General features: G+C 69.2%; 16 protein-coding genes. 10 read left to right on the top strand and 6 right to left on the bottom strand.

Going from position 1 to position 18,478, the window contains the following annotated elements; genetic code table 11:
* Positions 1-1,093 (top strand): DUF459 domain-containing protein (locus FV230_RS12590; protein ID WP_246694840.1); only part of this gene is annotated, 1,093 nt, incomplete at its 5' end.
* 16 nt (positions 1,094-1,109) lie between these two features.
* Here the strand turns inward: FV230_RS12590 and FV230_RS12585 are convergent.
* The 5 genes from FV230_RS12585 to gltB form a co-directional block, all read right to left on the bottom strand.
* Positions 1,110-2,543 carry a glutamate synthase subunit beta gene (locus tag FV230_RS12585; protein ID WP_147842635.1) on the bottom strand — a complete coding sequence of 478 codons (1,434 nt, stop codon included), beginning with the start codon at positions 2,541-2,543 and terminating at the stop codon, positions 1,110-1,112.
* A 48-nt stretch (positions 2,544-2,591) separates the two neighbouring features.
* Positions 2,592-3,203 (bottom strand): glutathione S-transferase family protein, encoded by a 612-nt coding sequence (locus FV230_RS12580; protein WP_147842637.1) that lies wholly within the window; start codon positions 3,201-3,203, stop codon positions 2,592-2,594.
* A gap of 101 nt (positions 3,204-3,304) precedes the next feature.
* Complete coding sequence (locus FV230_RS12575; RefSeq protein WP_147842634.1) at positions 3,305-3,595, bottom strand: BrnA antitoxin family protein; 291 nt, start codon at positions 3,593-3,595, stop codon at positions 3,305-3,307.
* Positions 3,558-3,827 (bottom strand): BrnT family toxin, encoded by a 270-nt coding sequence (locus FV230_RS12570; protein ID WP_147842633.1) that lies wholly within the window; start codon positions 3,825-3,827, stop codon positions 3,558-3,560. The genes FV230_RS12575 and FV230_RS12570 overlap by 38 nt, the downstream gene beginning before the upstream one ends.
* A gap of 25 nt (positions 3,828-3,852) precedes the next feature.
* A complete protein-coding gene (gltB, locus tag FV230_RS12565) occupies positions 3,853-8,469 on the bottom strand; it encodes a glutamate synthase large subunit (RefSeq protein WP_246694841.1) in 4,617 nt (1,538 codons plus the stop codon).
* A gap of 878 nt (positions 8,470-9,347) precedes the next feature.
* Between gltB and FV230_RS12560 the strand changes: the two genes are divergently transcribed.
* Positions 9,348-10,337: a hypothetical protein gene (locus tag FV230_RS12560; protein WP_147842631.1), complete on the top strand. Its 990-nt coding sequence runs from the start codon at positions 9,348-9,350 to the stop codon at positions 10,335-10,337.
* 7 nt (positions 10,338-10,344) lie between these two features.
* On the opposite strand, the gene fdhD is transcribed toward FV230_RS12560, so the two are convergent.
* Complete coding sequence (gene fdhD, locus FV230_RS12555; protein ID WP_147842630.1) at positions 10,345-11,220, bottom strand: formate dehydrogenase accessory sulfurtransferase FdhD; 876 nt, start codon at positions 11,218-11,220, stop codon at positions 10,345-10,347.
* A gap of 285 nt (positions 11,221-11,505) precedes the next feature.
* On the opposite strand from fdhD, the gene coxB reads away from it, so the two are divergent.
* From coxB to FV230_RS12515, 8 genes are all read left to right on the top strand, one after another.
* The gene (gene coxB / locus FV230_RS12550) at positions 11,506-12,342 is read left to right on the top strand and encodes a cytochrome c oxidase subunit II (RefSeq protein ID WP_147725192.1); all 837 of its coding nucleotides are present in this window, start codon (positions 11,506-11,508) and stop codon (positions 12,340-12,342) included.
* Positions 12,343-12,424: 82 nt separating this feature from the next.
* Positions 12,425-14,053 carry a cytochrome c oxidase subunit I gene (ctaD, locus tag FV230_RS12545; protein WP_147725193.1) on the top strand — a complete coding sequence of 543 codons (1,629 nt, stop codon included), beginning with the start codon at positions 12,425-12,427 and terminating at the stop codon, positions 14,051-14,053.
* Between the two features lie 237 nt (positions 14,054-14,290).
* Entirely contained in the window at positions 14,291-15,235 is a 945-nt protein-coding gene (locus FV230_RS12540) for a heme o synthase (RefSeq protein WP_147725226.1), read from the top strand.
* Entirely contained in the window at positions 15,235-15,414 is a 180-nt protein-coding gene (locus FV230_RS12535; protein WP_147725195.1) for a hypothetical protein, read from the top strand. Before FV230_RS12540 ends, FV230_RS12535 begins: the two co-directional genes overlap by 1 nt.
* Positions 15,414-16,016 (top strand): cytochrome c oxidase assembly protein, encoded by a 603-nt coding sequence (locus FV230_RS12530; RefSeq protein ID WP_147842629.1) that lies wholly within the window; start codon positions 15,414-15,416, stop codon positions 16,014-16,016. Before FV230_RS12535 ends, FV230_RS12530 begins: the two co-directional genes overlap by 1 nt.
* Before the next feature lie 166 nt (positions 16,017-16,182).
* On the top strand, positions 16,183-17,040 hold the full coding sequence (locus tag FV230_RS12525; protein WP_147725199.1) for a cytochrome c oxidase subunit 3: 858 nt from the start codon (positions 16,183-16,185) through the stop codon (positions 17,038-17,040).
* Between the two features lie 153 nt (positions 17,041-17,193).
* Complete coding sequence (locus FV230_RS12520; protein ID WP_246694839.1) at positions 17,194-17,565, top strand: DUF983 domain-containing protein; 372 nt, start codon at positions 17,194-17,196, stop codon at positions 17,563-17,565.
* Between the two features lie 74 nt (positions 17,566-17,639).
* The gene (locus FV230_RS12515; RefSeq protein WP_147725228.1) at positions 17,640-18,332 is read left to right on the top strand and encodes an SURF1 family protein; all 693 of its coding nucleotides are present in this window, start codon (positions 17,640-17,642) and stop codon (positions 18,330-18,332) included.
* The last annotated feature ends 146 nt before the right edge of the window (positions 18,333-18,478 follow it).

Here is an 18,478-nt window from a genome sequence, read left to right as displayed (position 1 = left end):
GCCGCCGCGCGTGCGACCGCCCGCCAGCGCGGAGACCGGCCGCCAGCTTCGGCGTCCGCAGACCCGGCCGGCGCCCACGGTCGCGGCGCCGGCGCCGGCCGTGAAGAAGACCGAGGCGAAGGTCCAGATCGCGGTGTTCGGCGATTCGCTGGCCGACCATCTCAGCCGCGGGCTGGACGACGTGTTCGAGGACACCGCCGACGTCGCGGTGATCGATCGCGCCAAGGCCGACAGCGGCCTCGTGCGCAGGGACGTTGTCGATTGGCCGAAGGCCGCCGAGGACTACCTGAAGGCGAACCCGAAGGTCGGCTATGCCGTGGTCATGCTCGGCGCCAACGATCGCCAGCCGATGCGCGACGGGGACCAGACCCTCGATCCGCTCTCCGACCGCTGGCGCGAGGTCTACCGCACCCGCGTGGACGCCCTGGTGAAGGTCTTCACCGACCGGAAGATCCCGCTCGTCTGGGTCGGCGCCCCGCCGATGCGCAGCGAGAGCCTGACGCGCGACCTCGGCAGCCTCAACGAGATCGTCCGGGATGCCGTCACCAAGGCGGGGGGCACCTACGTCGATGTCGGGCCGGGCTTCTCCGACGACCGCAACCACTACACCGCCACCGGACCGGACCTCGACGGGCAGAGCGCCAAGCTCCGCACCGCCGACGGCGTGCACTTCACCCATGCCGGCGCCCGCAAGCTCGCGCATTTTGCCGACGTGGAGCTGAAGCGCCTGATGGGTGCGACGGCGCCCACCGCGCCTGAGCAGCCGGCCGCCGCCGTCTCGGCCCTGCCCGCGACGCCGCTCGACGGGGCACCGACGACGACCCTCGACGACGTCACCGCGATCGACAGGCAGATCACGGCGATGCTGCCGAGCCTGCCCGAGCCGCCCGGCGTCCCGGCCCTCCCCGTCAAGCCGGCGGCGGGGCCGGTCGTCCCGCTCGGCCGGATCGAGCTGTCGCCCGGCGGCGTCCTGGTCAGCGGCCGACCGCGCGACGGCGACGCCACCGGCACGGTCGAGCGCGCGCTCCAGCGCGGGGCGGCACCGCTGCCGCAGCCCGGCCGCGCCGACGATTTCCGCTGGCCGCCGGGCTGAACGCCCGGCGAAAACCTCAGCGCGGGAGGATCGAGGCACCCATCAGCGTCTCGTCGATCGAGCGGGCGGCCTGACGGCCCTCGCGGATCGCCCAGACGACGAGGGACTGGCCGCGCCGCATGTCGCCAGCCGCCCAGATCTTCGGGTCGGAGGTGCGGTAATCCTCCTCATTGGCGGTGACGTTGCCGCGCTTGTCGACCGTGATGCCGGACTGCTCGAGCAGGCCCTTCTGGATCGAGCCGGCGAAGCCGATCGCCATGAAGACGAGGTCGGCCGGCAGCACGAACTCGCTGCCCTCGATCGGCTGGCGCTTGGCGTCGACGCGCGCGCAGACGACGCCGGTGAGCCGGCCCTTCTTGTTGCCTTCGAGCCGGAGCGTCGCCGCCTGGAACTCGCGCTCGGCGCCCTCGGCCTGGCTCGACGAGGTCCGCATCTTGGTCGGCCAGTACGGCCAGACCGAGAGCTTGTCCTCGCGCTCGGGGGGCCGCGGCCGGATGTCGAGCTGCGTCACCGACAGGGCGCCCTGCCGGAAGGCGGTTCCGACGCAATCGGACGCGGTGTCGCCGCCGCCGATCACCACCACGTTCTTGCCCGATGCCAGGATCGGCGCCTCGCCGTTGCCGCGCATCGGCTCGGCGCCGACGCGGCGGTTCGACTGGATCAGGTAGGGCATCGCGTAGTGCACGCCCTCCATCTCCTGCCCCGGCAGCTGCGGGTTGCGCGGGTCCTCGGCGCCGCCGGAGAACAGCACCGCGTCGAACTCCGCGGTCAGCTCCTCGACCGGCTTCGTCACGCCGACGTTCTGGTTGTAGTGGAAGACCACGCCCTCGGCTTCCATCTGCTTCACGCGTCGGTCGATGTGGCGCTTCTCCATCTTGAAGTCGGGGATGCCGTAGCGGAGCAGGCCGCCGGCCTTCGGCTCGCGCTCGTAGACGTGCACCGCGTGCCCGACCCGGGCGAGCTGCTGCGCCGCCGCGAGGCCGGCCGGGCCCGACCCGATCACCGCGACCTTCTTGCCGGTGCGGGTCGACGACGGCTCGGGCTTGACCCAGCCCATGTTCCAGGCGCGGTCGGCGATGGCCTGCTCGATCGTCTTGATCGCGACGGGCTGGTTCTCGAGGTTCAGCGTGCAGGCTTCCTCGCACGGCGCCGGGCAGATGCGGCCGGTAAATTCCGGGAAGTTGTTGGTGGAGTGCAGGTTGCGCGCGGCTTCTTCCCAATCCGACTGGAACACGAGGTCGTTCCAGTCCGGGATCTGGTTGTGCACCGGGCAGCCAGTCGGCCCGTGGCAGAACGGGATGCCGCAATCCATGCAGCGGGCGGCCTGCTTCTTCAGGTCGTGCTCGTCGAGCGGCAGGGTGAACTCGCGGAAGTGCCGCACGCGGTCGGCCGCGAGCTGGTACTTCTGGTCCTGCCGGTCGAATTCGAGGAAGCCGGTGATCTTGCCCATCGGGATGCTCAGCGTCGGTAGCGAAAAATCGGTGGTGCCGCGATCGGGTCAGCGACTGGCGGCGGTGGCGATAGCGTCGGGTTCGATCCGGAACGCGACCTTGCATCGGTCGAGCCAATCCCGGATCGCGGGCCTCGCGGCCAGATCGAATCCACCCTCGTCGGCCCACTGGGTGTAGGCGAACAGGGCGACGTCGGCGATGGTCGCGTCGTCGCCTACGAACCAGCCCGTTCCGGCAAGATGCCGCTCCATCAGGTCGAGCGCTGCCTCGCCGCGCGCGACCCTGGCCGGATCGCGGGCCTCGCGCCGCACGCCGCGGAACTTCATCTCCGCCCGGCAGACCGCGACCGCCGGCTCGTGGCTGTACTGCTCCCAGAACAGCCACTGATCGACCGTCGCCGCCGCGAAGGCATCGTCCGGCAGCAACGCGCTGCCGCGGGCGAGGTAGCGGATGATCGCGTTCGACTGCGCGAGCCGACGCCCGTCCGCGAACGCCACGCCCGGGATCTGGCCTGCCGGAAACAGGGCGAGGTAGGCGGGCGTCCGGCTCTCGCCCTTCAGCGCGTCGACCTGAACCCATTCGTAGGCGACGCCGAGCCGATCGGCGACGATCTTGATCTTCAGGCAAATGCCCGAGGTGAGATCGCCGTAGATCCGCATGGCGGAAGGTGGGATCGTCGCAAGCGTCGCCGTCATGTCGTCCCCCCCTCGCGATGTCCGCCATCGCTCGCGTGTTTCGTCCGGGCCGTCCGTCGGCCGGCTCAGAGCCGGTCGGAATGCTCGCGCAACCATTCCTGGAGCGCGGTCTCGATCCGTATCTGCCAGCCTGGCCCTCCGGCTCGGAACCGCTCGACGAGATCGGTGGGAAGCACCAACCGTTCAGTCTCGCCGGGACGGTGCCCACGCTCGATCAGGCGGCCGCCGACGAAACGATCGGCCTTCTCGAACCAAGCCTCGTCCAGTTCCGGCGCGTCGTCCGGGTCCCAGCCGATCTCGTCGGGGTTCAGCGGTCGGTCAGCCGCGTTCGCGATAGCGCGCTTGCTCTCGGTCATTGGCCTTCCTCATGCTGATCATCCGGCGAGTATGATCCCGTTCGGTCCAAACGCCGACCACCATCCGTCCGTCGAGCATTCCCACCGTGATCGATCGCGCCTCGCGGTAGTCCATCCGCTCGTCCCTGAAGGTCGTCACCGCGGCGGCGAAGACTTCAGGGGTGCGTGCGAAATCGAGGCCCCTTTCGCGCAACGTCACCAGACGCTTCGCGGGATCGAACGTGATCTCCAACGACCGGCTTGAGGCCGGCGCGCGCCTACTCGGCCGCCACCGGCATCCGTGCCATCTCCATCTCGCGCAACGCCCGGCGGTACTCCACCGGCATCACCTTGACGAACTTGGTGCGGTAGCCCGCCCAGTCGTCGAGGATCGCCTTGGCACGCGGGCTGCCCGTATACTTCAAGTGATTGGTGATGAGCTGCGACAGGCGCTCCTCGTCGTGGCCGGACATGTCGGCGAGGATGTCGACGCGGCCCTTGGTCTCCAGGTCGCCGTCCTGGTGGAAGCGGCGCATCAGGTCGTCCTCCTCCTCGACCGGCTCGAGATCGACCATCGAGAGGTTGCAGCGGGCCGAGAACGAGCCGTCCTCGTCGAGCACGTAGGCGATGCCGCCGGACATGCCGGCGGCGAAGTTGCGCCCGGTCTCGCCGATCGAAACGACCACGCCGCCGGTCATGTACTCGCAGCCATGGTCGCCCATGCCCTCGACGACGGTGATCGCACCGGAGTTGCGCACGGCGAAGCGCTCGCCGGCCGAGCCGCGGACGTAGCACTCGCCGGCGATGGCGCCGTAGAGCACGGTGTTGCCGACCATGATGGTCCTGTCGGCGGGCGCCTTCAGCGCGTCGCTCGGCCGGATGATCAGCTTGCCGCCCGACAGGCCCTTGCCGACGTAGTCGTTGCCGTGGCCGGTGAGCTCGATCGTCACGCCGGCCGCGACCCAGGCGCCGAAGCTCTGGCCGGCCGTGCCGGAGAGCTTCACCACGATGGTGTCGTCGGGCAGGCCCTCGTGACCGTGCGCCTTGGCGACGGCGCCCGAGAGCATCGCGCCCGCGGTGCGGTCGGAATTGCGGATCACGTCGTGGAGCACCACCGGCTCGCCGGTGTCGATCGCGTTCTGCGCGCCGGCGATCAGGCGCCGGTCGAGGACGTGGTCGATCGGGTGCTTCTGCGTCTCGACCCAGCGGATGGCGACCTCGGGCCCGACGTCGGGACGGTGGAACAGCTTCGAGAAGTCGAGCCCGCGCGCCTTCCAGTGCTGGATCGCCTCGACCTTGTCGAGGAAGTCGGAACGCCCGACGAGGTCCTCGAGCTTGGTGAAGCCCATCGCCGCGATCAGCTCGCGCAACTCCTCGGCGACGTAGAAGAAGTAGTTCACCACGTGCTCGGGGGTGCCCTTGAAGCGCTTGCGCAGCACCGGGTCCTGGGTCGCGACGCCGACCGGGCAGGTGTTGAGGTGGCACTTGCGCATCATGATGCAGCCGGCCGCGATCAGCGGCGCGGTCGAGAAGCCGAACTGGTCGGCGCCGAGCAGGGCCGCGATCAGCACGTCGCGGCCGGTGCGGATGCCGCCGTCGGCCTGCAGCGCGACGCGGCCGCGCAGGTGGTTCATCACCAGCGTCTGCTGCGTCTCGGCGAGGCCGGTCTCCCACGGGCCGCCGGCATGCTTGAGCGAGGTCAGCGGCGCCGCTCCGGTGCCGCCGTCGAAGCCCGAGATGGTGATGTGGTCGGCCCGCGCCTTGGCGACGCCGGTCGCGACCGTGCCGACACCGACCTCGGAGACGAGCTTGACCGAGACGTCGGCCGCCGGGTTCACGTTCTTCAGGTCGAAGATCAGCTGTGCCAGATCCTCGATCGAGTAGATGTCGTGGTGCGGCGGCGGCGAGATCAGGCCGACGCCGGGCGTGGCATAGCGGACCTTGGCGATCTTGGCGTCGACCTTGTGGCCGGGCAGCTGTCCGCCCTCGCCGGGCTTGGCGCCCTGCGCGACCTTGATCTGCATCATGTCGGCGTTGACGAGGTACTCGGTCGTGACGCCGAAGCGGCCCGATGCGACCTGCTTGATCGACGAGCGGCGCGAGCGACCGTCCGGCAGCGGCTTGAAGCGCTCGACCTCCTCGCCGCCCTCGCCCGAGTTCGAGCGGCCGCCGAAGGAATTCAGGGCGATCGCCAGGGTCTCGTGCGCCTCCTTCGAGATCGAGCCGTAGGACATCGCGCCGGTGGCGAAGCGCTTGACGATGTCGGCGGCCGGCTCGACGCTCTCCACAGGCACCGGCTCGCGCCCGATCTCGCCGGCGAGCTTGATCCGGAACAGGCCGCGCAGGGTCTTGAGCTGCTGCTCCTGGTCGTTCACCAGCTTGGCGTATTCGCGGTAGCGCTCGGGCACGCCGAGGCGCACCGCATGCTGCAGCGTCGCGACGGTGTCCGGGGTCCAGGTATGGGCCTCGCCGCGCAGCCGGTAGGCGTACTCGCCGCCGACATCGAGGGCGTTGCGATAGATCGGCGCGTCGCCGAACGCGTCGGCGTGGCGGCGCACGGTCTCCTCGGCGATCTCGGCCATGCCGACGCCCTCGACCATCGTCGCGGTGCCGAAGAAGTCGCGCGCGACGAAGGCCGAGTTCAACCCGATCGCGTCGAAGATCTGCGCGCCGCAATAGGACTGGTAGGTCGAGATGCCCATCTTCGACATGACCTTCAGCAGGCCCTTATCGATCGACTTGATGTAGCGGTAGATGATCTCCTCGTCGACGAGGTCCGGCGGGAACTCGTGCTTCATCGCCACCAGCGTCTCGAAGGCGAGATACGGGTTGATCGCCTCGGCGCCGTAGCCGGCCAGGCACGCGAAGTGATGGATCTCGCGCGGCTCGCCCGATTCGACCACGAGCCCGACCGATGTGCGCAGCCCCTTGCGGATCAGGTAGTTGTGCACGGCCGCCGTGGCCAGCAGCGCCGGGATCGGGATGCGGTCGGGGCCGACCGCGCGGTCGGACAGGACGATGATGTTGTAGCCGCCGCGCACCGCGACTTCCGCGCGGTCGCAGAGCCGGTCGAGCGCGCCGTTCATCGCCGCCGCGCCGGTCTCGGCCGGGTAGGTGATGTCCAGCGTCTTGGTGTCGAAGCGGTCCTCGAAATGGCCGATCGACCGGATCTTCTCGAGATCCGTGTTGGTCAGGATCGGCTGGCGGACTTCCAGGCGCTTGCGGCGCGAGGCACCTTCCATGTCGAGCAGGTTCGGGCGCGGGCCGATGAACGAGACGAGGCTCATCACGGCCTCCTCGCGGATCGGGTCGATCGGCGGGTTGGTGACCTGCGCGAAGTTCTGCTTGAAGTAGGTGTAGAGCGACTTCGACTTGTCGGACAGAGCGGAGAGCGGCGTGTCGGTGCCCATCGAGCCGACCGCCTCCTGGCCGGTCACGGCCATCGGCGCCATGAGCAGCTTGAGGTCTTCCTGGCTGTAGCCGAAGGCCTGCTGCCGATCGAGCAGCGACACGTCGGTGCGGCTCTCGCGGGCGGTGACCGGCTTGAGGTCCTCGAGCACGATCTGGGTGTTCTTCACCCACTCCGCGTAGGGGTGCGCGGCGGCGAGCTCGCCCTTGATCTCCTCGTCGTCGACGATGCGGCCCTTCTCGAGGTCGATCAGCAGCATCCGGCCCGGCTGCAGGCGCCAGGACTGGACGATCTTCTCGTCCGGGATCGGCAGAACGCCCATCTCGGAGGCGAGCACGACGAGGCCGTCGTCGGTGACGACGTAGCGGGCGGGGCGGAGGCCGTTGCGGTCGAGGGTCGCGCCGATCTGGCGGCCGTCGGTGAAGGCGACGGCGGCGGGCCCGTCCCACGGCTCCATCAGCGCGGCGTGGTACTCGTAGAACGAGCGCCGATCCTCGCCCATCAGCGGGTTGCCGGCCCAGGCCTCGGGGATGAGCATCATCATCGCGTGGGCCAGCGGGTAGCCGCCCATCACGAGGAACTCGAGCGCGTTGTCGAAGCACGCGGTGTCGGACTGGCCCTCGTAGGAGATCGGCCAGATCTTCGAGATGTCGTTGCCGAACAGCTCCGAATCGACGCTCGCCTGGCGCGCCGACATCCAGTTCACGTTGCCGCGCAGCGTGTTGATCTCGCCGTTATGCGCCACCATCCGGTAGGGGTGCGACAGGCGCCAGGTCGGGAAGGTGTTGGTGGCGAAGCGCTGGTGCACCAGCGCGATCGCCGAGACGAAGCGCTGGTCCTTCAGGTCGAGAAAGTAGTTCCCGAGCTGGTTCACCAGGACCATGCCCTTGTAGACGATGGTCCGGCTCGACACGGAGACGGGGTAGAACTCCATCACCCGCGGGTCCTTCAGGCCGTAGACGCGGCCGGAGATCACCTTGCGGGCGACGTAGATGCGCCGCTCGAACGCGTCGCCATCGGCCGCCGAGGCCGGGCGCCCGATGAAGAGCTGGCGGTGATGCGGCTCGGTCGCCTTCACGGCGATGCCGAGATCCTCGGGGTCGACCGGCACGTCGCGCCAGCCGAGCAGGGGCAGCCCTTCCGACGCGAGCGCTTCCTCGACGATGCCTTCGATGATCGCCCGCGGCTCGTCGGCCTTCGGCATGAACAGCTGCGCGATGGCGTAGTCGCCGGCCGGGGGCAGCTCGAAGCCGAGGCGCGAGCATTCCTCGGCGAAGAAGGCGTGCGGGATCTGCGTGAGGATGCCGCAGCCGTCGCCCATCTTCGGGTCGGCTCCGACCGCGCCGCGGTGGTCGAGGTTCTCCAGGATCTTCAGGCCCTGCTCGACGATGGCGTGGGTGCGCCGGTCGTGCATGTCGGCGACGAAGCCGACGCCGCAGCCGTCCCGCTCGTTGCGGGGATCGTAGGCGCCCTGCGCCACCGGCATCGCCGGATCGCGCACCACCAGCGTCGCGACGCCGTCGCGGGCCGCCGGCGCCGTGTCGGTGTTGAGGTTCCCGCTCACGGCCATGTCCGCATTCCCGAAAGCCGCCATGCCCACCATCCCCGAAAGATCGACCAGACCCGTTCGAACGCCCATGCCCGCCAAGCGAGCATGTTTCATGCCCGGCGCTCAAGCGAGGCCGGGCCAGTCATCTTGTCTCGTCGGGTCTCGGGAGGGTCCTCGGTGAAGGAAGCGCCCGCTACCCGCGGGCTCGCACCGGCCCGATGTCAGCCGGCGTGGGCCCGGATCGCCTCTGCGGCGACCGGCTTGCGATCTCGTTTCGACGTCACGATGGTCACGTCCCGAAACCCTCTGCCCAGGCCTGAACGGCCCCACCGCGCGGCATCGTTCGCACGCGCGCACCGGAAATGGGACAGTCATACTGTCCTAACGCTGCAAACTGGCAGATTTCAAAAATTCAAGCAAGGGCCCCGCGGGACCAAAAGCGGCGTTTTGATGCCGCATCCCATGCCGGATCCCATGTCCGCCCCCATCTCCGCCCCCACGCTGGATCGGCAGGCGACCCAATTCCCCGTCGTGCGAGGGGCGATGCGAACGGGTGGATCGGCGTCGGGATCGGCCCTTCGCCGCCCGCTTTCTCCCGCAATTGCGCCCAAATCCTCCGCTCAAAGGCGGGCGCCGAGCACAAGCGGCATGCGGGGCAACGACCCCGCCGGAATGGCCGAAGGACACGCGGGACGCGGTCCTTCGGCGCGGGGCCCGGGCCGGATCGTCGGCAGGTCCCGATCGGGACTCCCCGGCGCGGGGCGAGCGCCTGCGGAGATTCGGGCGATCTTGAGAATGCGACCGGGAGGTCAGCCGTGAACCAATCCTATCGTCGTCTCCGTGCGGGCCTCGCTGCCTGCGCCCTGCTGATCGGTGCCGCCGACGCGGCGCGGGCGCAATACGCGTACGACGACGCGATCATGCCGCCGCGCGCCGTCGCATGGCGCCTGAGCGAGCGCGGCTTCAGCGGCATGAGCCGCCCGCGCTTCGACGGACGCGCCTACATCGTCGAGGCCTTCAACCCGATGGGTGCCCGCGTGCGCCTGTTCGTCGATGCCCGGGACGGCGCGATCCTCGGCCGCCAGCGCCTCGATGACGGCCCGATCGCCCTTGCCCGCCCGGCGCCCGGCTACGGCTGGACCGAGGAGGACGAGATGCCGCGCCAGCCGATGCGGCAGGCCGAGCGCCTGATCCCGCCGGCCGACATCCCGTTGCCCGAGGCGCGTGGAATGCCCCTGCGCCGAGCGCCGGCCGAGGCCGATTATGCCCGACCCGACGGATCGAACGGCATGCCGGGGCGCACGCTTGCGGACCCGAACCCGCAGGGCGTCAACCCCGATCGGCGCGGCCCCGCCGAATCGCCGCGCAAGCTCGCCCGCGTCGCCAACCCGCCACGGTTGTCCGACACCAAAGCGCTCGACGAGAAGGCGCGCGATGGCAAGGCGATCGAAGGAAAAGCGCAGGCGCGCACCGTTCCCGAAGCGCCCAAGCTCCGCCCGGTGGACGCCGCCAAGCCCGAGGCGAAGTCGGAGGCTCCCGTCGCCGCCGTGGATCAGCCGAAGGCCGCGCCGGTTCCCGGCGTCACGCCGACTCCGGCAGCGGTCCAGCCGCCCGCCGACGGGACCTTGGCCAAGTCAGTCGAATCGAAGCCGGGCGAATCGAAGCCGGCGGACGTGAAGACCTCGGAGGTCAAACCCGCCGACCAGAGCTGGAAGAATCCGCCCGAGGCCAAGCGCAACGTCCGCGTCATCGGTGGCGCGACCCTCGTGCCGGGCGCGCCGGACAAGGACGCGCCGACACCCTGATCGGCCGCTACCCTGCGCGGCCGACCACGCGCTCTTCCCCGCAGAACAGCGTGAACGAATCGGCCCGGGCAATGGCGCAGAGCGTCATGTCGTGCAGGCGCGCCCGCTCGATCGCGAGCGAGGTCGGGGCCGAGATCGCGACCAGGACCGACGCGCCGAAATGCGCAGCCTTCTCGACCATCTCGAACGAGCACCGGCTGGTGATCACCAGGAAGCCCGCGGCCGGGTCGGTTCCCGTCCGGATCAGCGCCCCGATCAGCTTGTCCAGCGCGTTGTGCCGGCCGACATCCTCGCGGACCGCCACGAGGCTCCCGTCGAGGCGCGCCCAGGCGGCGGCGTGCACGGCCCGCGTCTCGCGCCCGAGCACCTGGGAATCGCCGAGATCCGACAAGGCCCGCGCGATCGCCTCCGTCCCGACGCGCACGCGGCCCGACGCGGCCCGGGTCTCGGCCCGCGGCAGGGCGGCGAGATCCTCGATTCCGCAGACGCCGCAGCCGGTGCGCCCGCTGATCGCGCGCTTGCGGGCGAGATGCTCGCGCAGGCGCCCGGGCGCCAAATCCACCAGCAGGCGCAGCCCGCCGTCGCCCGGCTCGACCGCGGCGCCGCGAATCTCGTCGGCCGCCGCGACGATGCCTTCGGTCAGGCTGAAGCCGTAGGCGAAATCCTCCAGGTCGGCCGGTGTCGCCATCATCACCGCATAGGGCACGCTGCCGTAGACGAGGTTCACCGGCATCTCGACGGCGAGCGCGCGGTGATCGTCGCGCGGCTCCGGCGCGGCGTAGGCGACGACGCGGGTCGCCACCTGCAAGGCCGTCTCCTGCAAGGCCGTCTCACGCAGGCCCGTCTTCGAAGTGGCCTGAATCGGCCGCCGTCCGTCCGTCATGGGCTGTTCCCGCCGCTCGACCCGAGCACGCCCTATAGCAGGCCGCGGGCCGAGCCGCCCCTGCGGCGATCGCCCGGGTGACGGAGCGGAGCGTCCGGAAAGCGTGCGATGCGACGCTTGTGCGGTTGCGCCTTTCACGACCTTGTGGTCTGACACCGCGATCGGATACCCGGGCCTCGCGCCTTCGGGGCGTCCATTCCGTCGAGCGACACCGCAAACCTCGTTCAAGCAAGATGCGGGCGGTCGACGGAGCGTAACGTGACCAAGGGGAGCCACGAGAGGCACATGCGGACGGCGCAGACGAAACACCGCTCCATGAGGGGGCTCGCCGCGTTCGGCGCGCTGCTCCTGACGTCGTCGCAGGCCCTGGCCGCCGGCATCGGCCAGCCCGAGCCCTGGCAGATGGACCGCCAGGTCCCCGTGACCGAGAACGCCCGCGACATCCTCCAGTTCGAGTCGTGGGTGCACTGGCTGTCGCTGGCCATCTGCGTGTTCGTGCTCGGCCTGATCCTGTGGTGCATCTACCGCTTCAGCGAGAAGCGGAACCCGACGCCCTCGAAGACCACCCACAACACCCTGATCGAGGTGGCCTGGACCATCGTCCCGGTGCTCATCCTCGTCGCCGTCGCGATCCCGTCGTTCCGCCTGCTGCGCGTCCAGCTGTCGGATCCGAAGTCCGACGTGATGATCAAGGTCACCGGCCACGCCTGGTACTGGTCCTACGAGTACCCCGCCGACCAGGGCGGCGGGTTCTCGTTCGATGCCAACATCGACGAGGACAAGCAGCCGCGGCTGCTGCAGACCGACAACGAGATGGTCGTTCCGGTGAACAAGATCGTCAAGATCCAGGTCACCGCCGCCGATGTCATGCATTCGTGGGCGATGCCGTCCTTCGGCTTCAAGATCGACGCCGTCCCCGGCCGCCTCAACCAGTTCTGGTTCAAGGCCGACCGCGAGGGCACCTATCACGGCCAGTGCTCCGAGCTCTGCGGCCAGCGCCACGCCTACATGCCGATCGTCGTCCGCGTCGTGAACGACGAGGCCTACGCAGCCTGGCTCGGCGAGGCCAAGACCAAGTACGCCCGCATCGACGACGGGTCCAAGCTCGCCGACGCCCGGTAGCGGGCGCGCCTCGGGCCGGCGCCGCGACGGCGCCGGCCCGACCCACCGAGATCTCGAGAGACACGCACAAGGCTCAGCTCAGATGGCAACCGCCGCAGCGCATGCAGGGGCCCACGAGGCCCACGACCACAAACCCTCGTTCTTTGCCCGCTGGTTCCTGTCGACGAACCACAAGGACATCGGCACGCTCTACCTGCTGTTCGCGTTCTGCGCGGGCATGATCGGCGCGTTCCTGTCCTTCGGCATCCGGATGGAGATGGAGGCGCCCGGCCTCCAGTACTTCTCCAATCCGCAGACCTACAACGTCTTCGTCACCGGCCACGGCCTCATCATGGTGTTCTTCATGGTGATGCCCGCGCTGATCGGCGGGTTCGGCAACTGGTTCGTGCCGCTGATGATCGGCGCGCCGGACATGGCCTTCCCGCGCATGAACAACATCTCGTTCTGGCTGACGGTGGCGGGCTTCTGCAGCCTGATCTGCTCGCTGTTCGTCGAGGGCGCGCCCGGCGCGTCCGGCGCCGGCACCGGCTGGACCGTCTACCCGCCGCTCTCCACCGCCGGCCATCCCGGCCCGGCCGTCGACTTCGCGATCTTCGCGCTGCACCTCTCCGGCGCCGGCTCGATCCTCGGGGCGATCAACTTCATCACGACCATCCTCAACATGCGCGCCCCCGGCATGACGCTGCACAAGATGCCGCTCTTCGCCTGGGCCGAGCTCGTCACCGCCTTCCTGCTGCTGCTGTCGCTCCCGGTCCTCGCCGGCGCGATCACCATGTTGCTCACCGACCGCAACTTCGGCACGACCTTCTTCGACCCGGCCGGCGGCGGCGACCCGATCCTGTACCAGCACCTGTTCTGGTTCTTCGGTCACCCCGAAGTGTACATCATGATCCTGCCGGCCTTCGGCATCGTCTCGCACATCATCGCCACGTTCTCGCGCAAGCCGGTCTTCGGCTACCTCGCGATGGCCTACGCGATGGTCGCGATCGGCGTCGTCGGCTTCGTCGTGTGGGCACACCACATGTACACCGTCGGCCTGTCGCTGCAGACGCAGTCCTACTTCGTGTTCGCCACCATGGTGATCGCGGTGCCGACCGGCGTGAAGATCTTCTCCTGGATCGCGACGATGTGGGGCGGCTCGATCCGCTTCACCGCGGCGATGCATTGGGCGGTGGGCTTCATCTTCCTGTTCACGGTCGGCGGCGTCACCGGCGTCGTGCTCGCGAACTCGGCGGTCGATAAGTACCTGCACGATACCTACTACGTCGTCGCGCACTTCCACTACGTGCTCTCGCTCGGCGCCGTGTTCATCATCTTCGCCGGCATCTACTACTGGTTCCCGAAGATGACCGGCCACATCATCCCCGAATGGGCCGGCAAGCTGCACTTCTGGCTGGCCTTCATCGGCGCGAACATCCTGTTCTTCCCGATGCACTTCCTCGGGCTCGCCGGCATGCCGCGTCGCTACGCCGACTACCCGGAGGCGTTCGCGGGCTGGCACAAGGTCTCGACCTACGGCGGCCACATCTTCGGCCTCGGCATGATGGTGTTCGTGATCGGCGTCATCCTCGCCTTCCGCTCGAAGGAGCGGGCCGCGGACAACCCCTGGGGTCCCGGCGCGACCACCCTGGAGTGGACGCTGTCGTCGCCGCCGCCCTTCCACCAGTTCGAGACGCTGCCCCGCATTGTCGACGAGCCGGGTCACCACTAACCACTTCGCGGGGGCCGCATCGCGCGGCCCCCGCCCTTCCCCGGATCCTTCCCGCGAAGGGTCCCGGCAAGGGCGGTGCGACGGTCCGGTCTGAGCGGCGCTCGGCAGGATCCCCCCTTTTTCCGGGCGTGCGACGCCCGGACGTTTGGAACTGTTCCGGTTCGCGACTTCCCGTGCCGGATCGAGCGCTCCCGCCGCGCGGGCCCGAGCGCGAAAAGCAGAATGGTTGCGGTGTCCATGACAACCCTGTCGAACAGCCTGCCCGCCGGCGCGACGCCGGTCTCGGTCGTCGGCGGAGACGTGCCCGACTACTTCGCCCTGCTGAAGCCGCGGGTGATGGTGCTGGTGATCTTCACCGCCCTCGTCGGCATGGTGGTGTCGCACGGCCACGTGCCGCCGGCCGTCGCGGTGATCTCGCTGCTGATGATCGCCATCGGCGCCGGCGCCTCGGGCTGCCTCAACATGTGGTGGGACGCCGACATCGACGCGATCATGACGCGCACCGCCAAGCGCCCGATCCCCGACGGCCGCATCCAGCCGAACGAGGCCCTAGCCTTCGGCCTCGTGCTCTCGGTCGGCTCGGTGATGGTGCTCGGGCTCGCCGCGAACTGGCTCTCGGCCGGGCTGCTCGCCTTCACCATCGTATTCTACGCGGTGATCTACTCGATGTGGCTCAAGCGGGCGACCGCGCAGAACATCGTCATCGGCGGCGCCGCCGGCGCCCTCCCCCCGGTGATCGGCCAGGCGGTGGTGACCGGCTCGGTCGGCGTCGAATCACTCGTTCTGTTCGCGATCATCTTCATCTGGACGCCGCCGCACTTCTGGGCGCTGGCCCTGGTGAAGGCCGGCGAGTACGCCAAGGCCGGCATCCCGATGATGCCGAACACCGCCGGCCCGACCTCGACCCGCCGCCAGATCATCTACTACACGCTGCTGCTCGCGCCGCTCGGCCTCTTGCCGGTCTGGCTCGGCTTCGCCGGCCTTCTCTACGCGGTGGTCGGCGTGCTGGGCGGCCTCGGCATGCTGGCCTTCAGCGTGCAGGTCTATCGCAACCGCGAGGGCGAGGCCGAGAAGAAGGCCGCCATGGGGATGTTCGGCTTCTCGATCCTCTACCTATTCGTTCTGTTCTCGGCGCTGCTCGCCGAGCAGAGCCTCGGCCTGTTCCGCCCGGTCTTCGCCTGATGGAATACGATCCGCACGGCTTTCCCAAGATCGAGATGCGCCCCCTCACCCCCGAGGAGGAGGCGCGCCGGCGCAAGCGCTCGATCGCGATCGCCCTGGCGCTCGGCGCCATGGTGCTGCTGTTCTTCGTCCTGACGATCGCCAAGCTCGGGCCGCAAATCCTGAACCGGCCGCTCTGATGAGCACACCGAACACCGACAGGACGATGCTGCGCACCGCCTTCGCCTGCGGCGGCATGGCCGTGGGCATGATCGGCCTCGCCTTCGCGTCGGTGCCGCTCTACGACGCGTTCTGCAAGGCGACCGGCTACGACGGCACGCCGCGCCAGGGCCCGGCGCTCACCGCCGGCGTCGCCACCGACGACAGCATGGTCGTCCACTTCGACACCAACGTGTCTTCCTCGCTGCCGTGGCGGTTCAAGGCCGAGTCGCGCCGGGTCGAGGCGCATCTCGGCGAGACGAAGACCGTGTTCTTCCAGGTCAAGAACACCGGCACGACGCCGTCCACCGGCGTGGCGACCTTCAACGTGCAGCCCGGGCTGATGGGCAGCTACTTCGTCAAGATCGAGTGCTTCTGCTTCAAGGAGCAGACGCTCCAGCCGGGCGAGACGCTCGACGTGCCGGTGGTGTTCTACATCGATCCCGAGGTGCGGAAGGATTCGAACACCGCGCATCTCTCCGAAATGACGCTGTCCTACACCTACTTCGCCTCGAAGAACGGCGAGCCGGTCACCGCTGCGGTCGCCAACACGAGCACGGCCGGAAACAAGCGGGATTTCTGACCGCGCCGGGATTTCCCGGTGCGCGAAGCGTGACAACACGCGCCCGCCTCCGCTAAGGGTGCGGGTAGACCGGACGGGCCGGACGGCCCGAATTCGGCGTTCAGGGTAAGCGGACCGCGAGCCGGCGACGGCGCAGGACCGACGGGGTCGAGGAGAGACGGGTAAGATGGCCGAGGCGCACGCCAAGAATCACGACTTCCACATCCTCGCACCGAGCCCTTGGCCGCTCATCGGCGCCTTCTCTGGCTTCGTGATGGCCTTCGGCGCCGTGTTCTGGATGAAGAGCCTGCAGATCGGCACGCTCACCCCCGGCCCCTACATCTTCGGCGCCGGCTCGCTCGGCGTGCTCTACACCATGTTCTCGTGGTGGAAGGACGTGGTCCACGAGGCCAACCAAGGCGACCACACCCGCGTGGTGCAGCTTCATCACCGCTACGGCATGATGATGTTCATCGCCTCCGAGGTGATGTTCTTCGTCGCGTGGTTCTGGGCCTATTTCGAGGCGGCGCTCTACACCGCCGACCCGATCCAGGCCTCGCGCGTCGGCTTCACCGGCGGCGTCTGGCCGCCGAAGGGGATCGAGGCGTTCGACCCCTGGCACCTGCCGCTGCTGAACACCCTAATCCTGTTGACCTCCGGCACCACCGTGACCTGGGCCCACCACGCCCTGCTCCACGACGACCGCAAGGGCCTGAAGTACGGCCTGTGGCTGACCGTGATCCTCGGCGTGCTGTTCACCGCCTGCCAAGCCTACGAGTACGGCCACGCGCATTTCGGCTTCGCCGGCAGCATCTACTCGTCGACCTTCTTCATGGCGACGGGCTTCCACGGCGCGCACGTCCTCATCGGCACGATCTTCCTCGGGATCTGCCTGTACCGCGCTTATCTCGGGCAGTTTACGGTCAAGCAGCATCTCGGGTTCGAGTTCGCCGCCTGGTACTGGCACTTCGTCGACGTGGTGTGGCTGTTCCTGTTCGCGGCGATCTACGTCTGGGGTTCGGGCGCCGGGCACGCGGCGCACTGAGCGCGATCGGGCAGGATCCCCTGTGACGCAGGGGGGACATGCATCGAAGGGCGGCTCCGGCCGCCCTTTTTCGTGTCCGGGCACCCATATCCTCGGTGAGGCCGACACGTGGTGCATCGCTGCGGGGCTTCACGTCATGCAAGGAACCTGAGCTTGGCCCGGACCTACACGCCACAAGCACCGATCTCGACCGGCCTGCGCGGCCGCTGCCCGCGCTGCGGCGAAGGCCACATGTTCAAGGGGTTCCTCACCGTCGCCCCCGCCTGCGAGGTCTGCGACCTCGACTACGGCGCGTTCGATTCGGGCGACGGGCCGGCCTTCTTCGTGATGTCGATCGTCGGCATCCTCGTGGTCGGCCTCGCCCTGTGGATGGAGATCACCTACCAGCCGCCGATGTGGGTCCACGCGCTGGTGGCCGGATCGCTCTCGATCGGCCTCAGCCTCATCCTGGTCCGCCCGCTGAAGGGCATGCTGCTGGCCCTGCAATACACCAACAAGGCCGAGCAGGGACGCTTCGAGCCGTGACCGCGGCCGAGACCGCCTCGCGGACGCGCCCCGGCGCGATCCGCGACCTGATCCCGCCGGCGCTCGCGACGCTGATGGCACTCGCGATCCTCCTCGGCCTCGGGGTGTGGCAGCTCGAGCGCAAGGGCGAGAAGGAGGCGCTGATCGCCCGCATCGTCTCGCGCTCGCAGGCCGAGCCGGTGCCGCCGCCCGCCGACTGGAACCCGGCGCGCGACGAGTTCGAGCATGTCCGCGTCGGCGGCCGCTTCCTCAACGATCGCGAGACGCTGGTCCACGGGCTCGCGGCCGGCGAGACGCCGGGCCGCGCGCTGCAGGGCTACTATGTGATCACGCCGTTCCGGCGCGACGACGGCTCGATGGTGCTGGTCAACCGCGGCTTCGTGCCGACCGAGCTGAAGAACCAGGCCGATCGCCGCGACGGGCTGGTCGAGGGCGACACCACGATCGTCGGCCTGATGCGCGGCAGCGAGCCACGGACGATGTTCGTGCCGGCGCCCGATCCGGTGCGCAACGAGTGGTTCAACCGCGACGTGCCGGGCATCGCCGCGGCGCGCGGCTTCCCGGAGGCCGCCCCCTACCTGATCGAGGCGGATGCCGTGCCCGGCAGCCGGACCTGGCCGCGCGGCGGGCAGCTCCGGGTCGACCTGCCCAACAACCATCTGCAATACGCCTTCACCTGGTTCGGCATCGCCGCCTGCCTGCTCGGCGTCTTTTCCGTGTTTGCCTGGAAGCGCCTGCACGAGCCGGACGCGCCTTCCGGCGCCTGAGGTCGGGCTTGCGGCGGCGGCGACGCCGGCTACACTCGCTGCGTCCTATGGCGGAGTGATCCGATGCGCAGCTGGCTCGCCCTGTTCCTCGCCCTCGCGTTGACGTCGGCGCACGCTGCCGACGTCAACGCGAGGGCGAGGAACAG

Source organism: Methylobacterium sp. WL6 (assembly GCF_008040095.1).
In the GTDB taxonomy this organism is placed as follows: domain Bacteria; phylum Pseudomonadota; class Alphaproteobacteria; order Rhizobiales; family Beijerinckiaceae; genus Methylobacterium.
The sequence above is the reverse complement of the archived record's forward strand: the minus strand, read 5'-3'. Positions and strand labels throughout refer to the sequence as shown.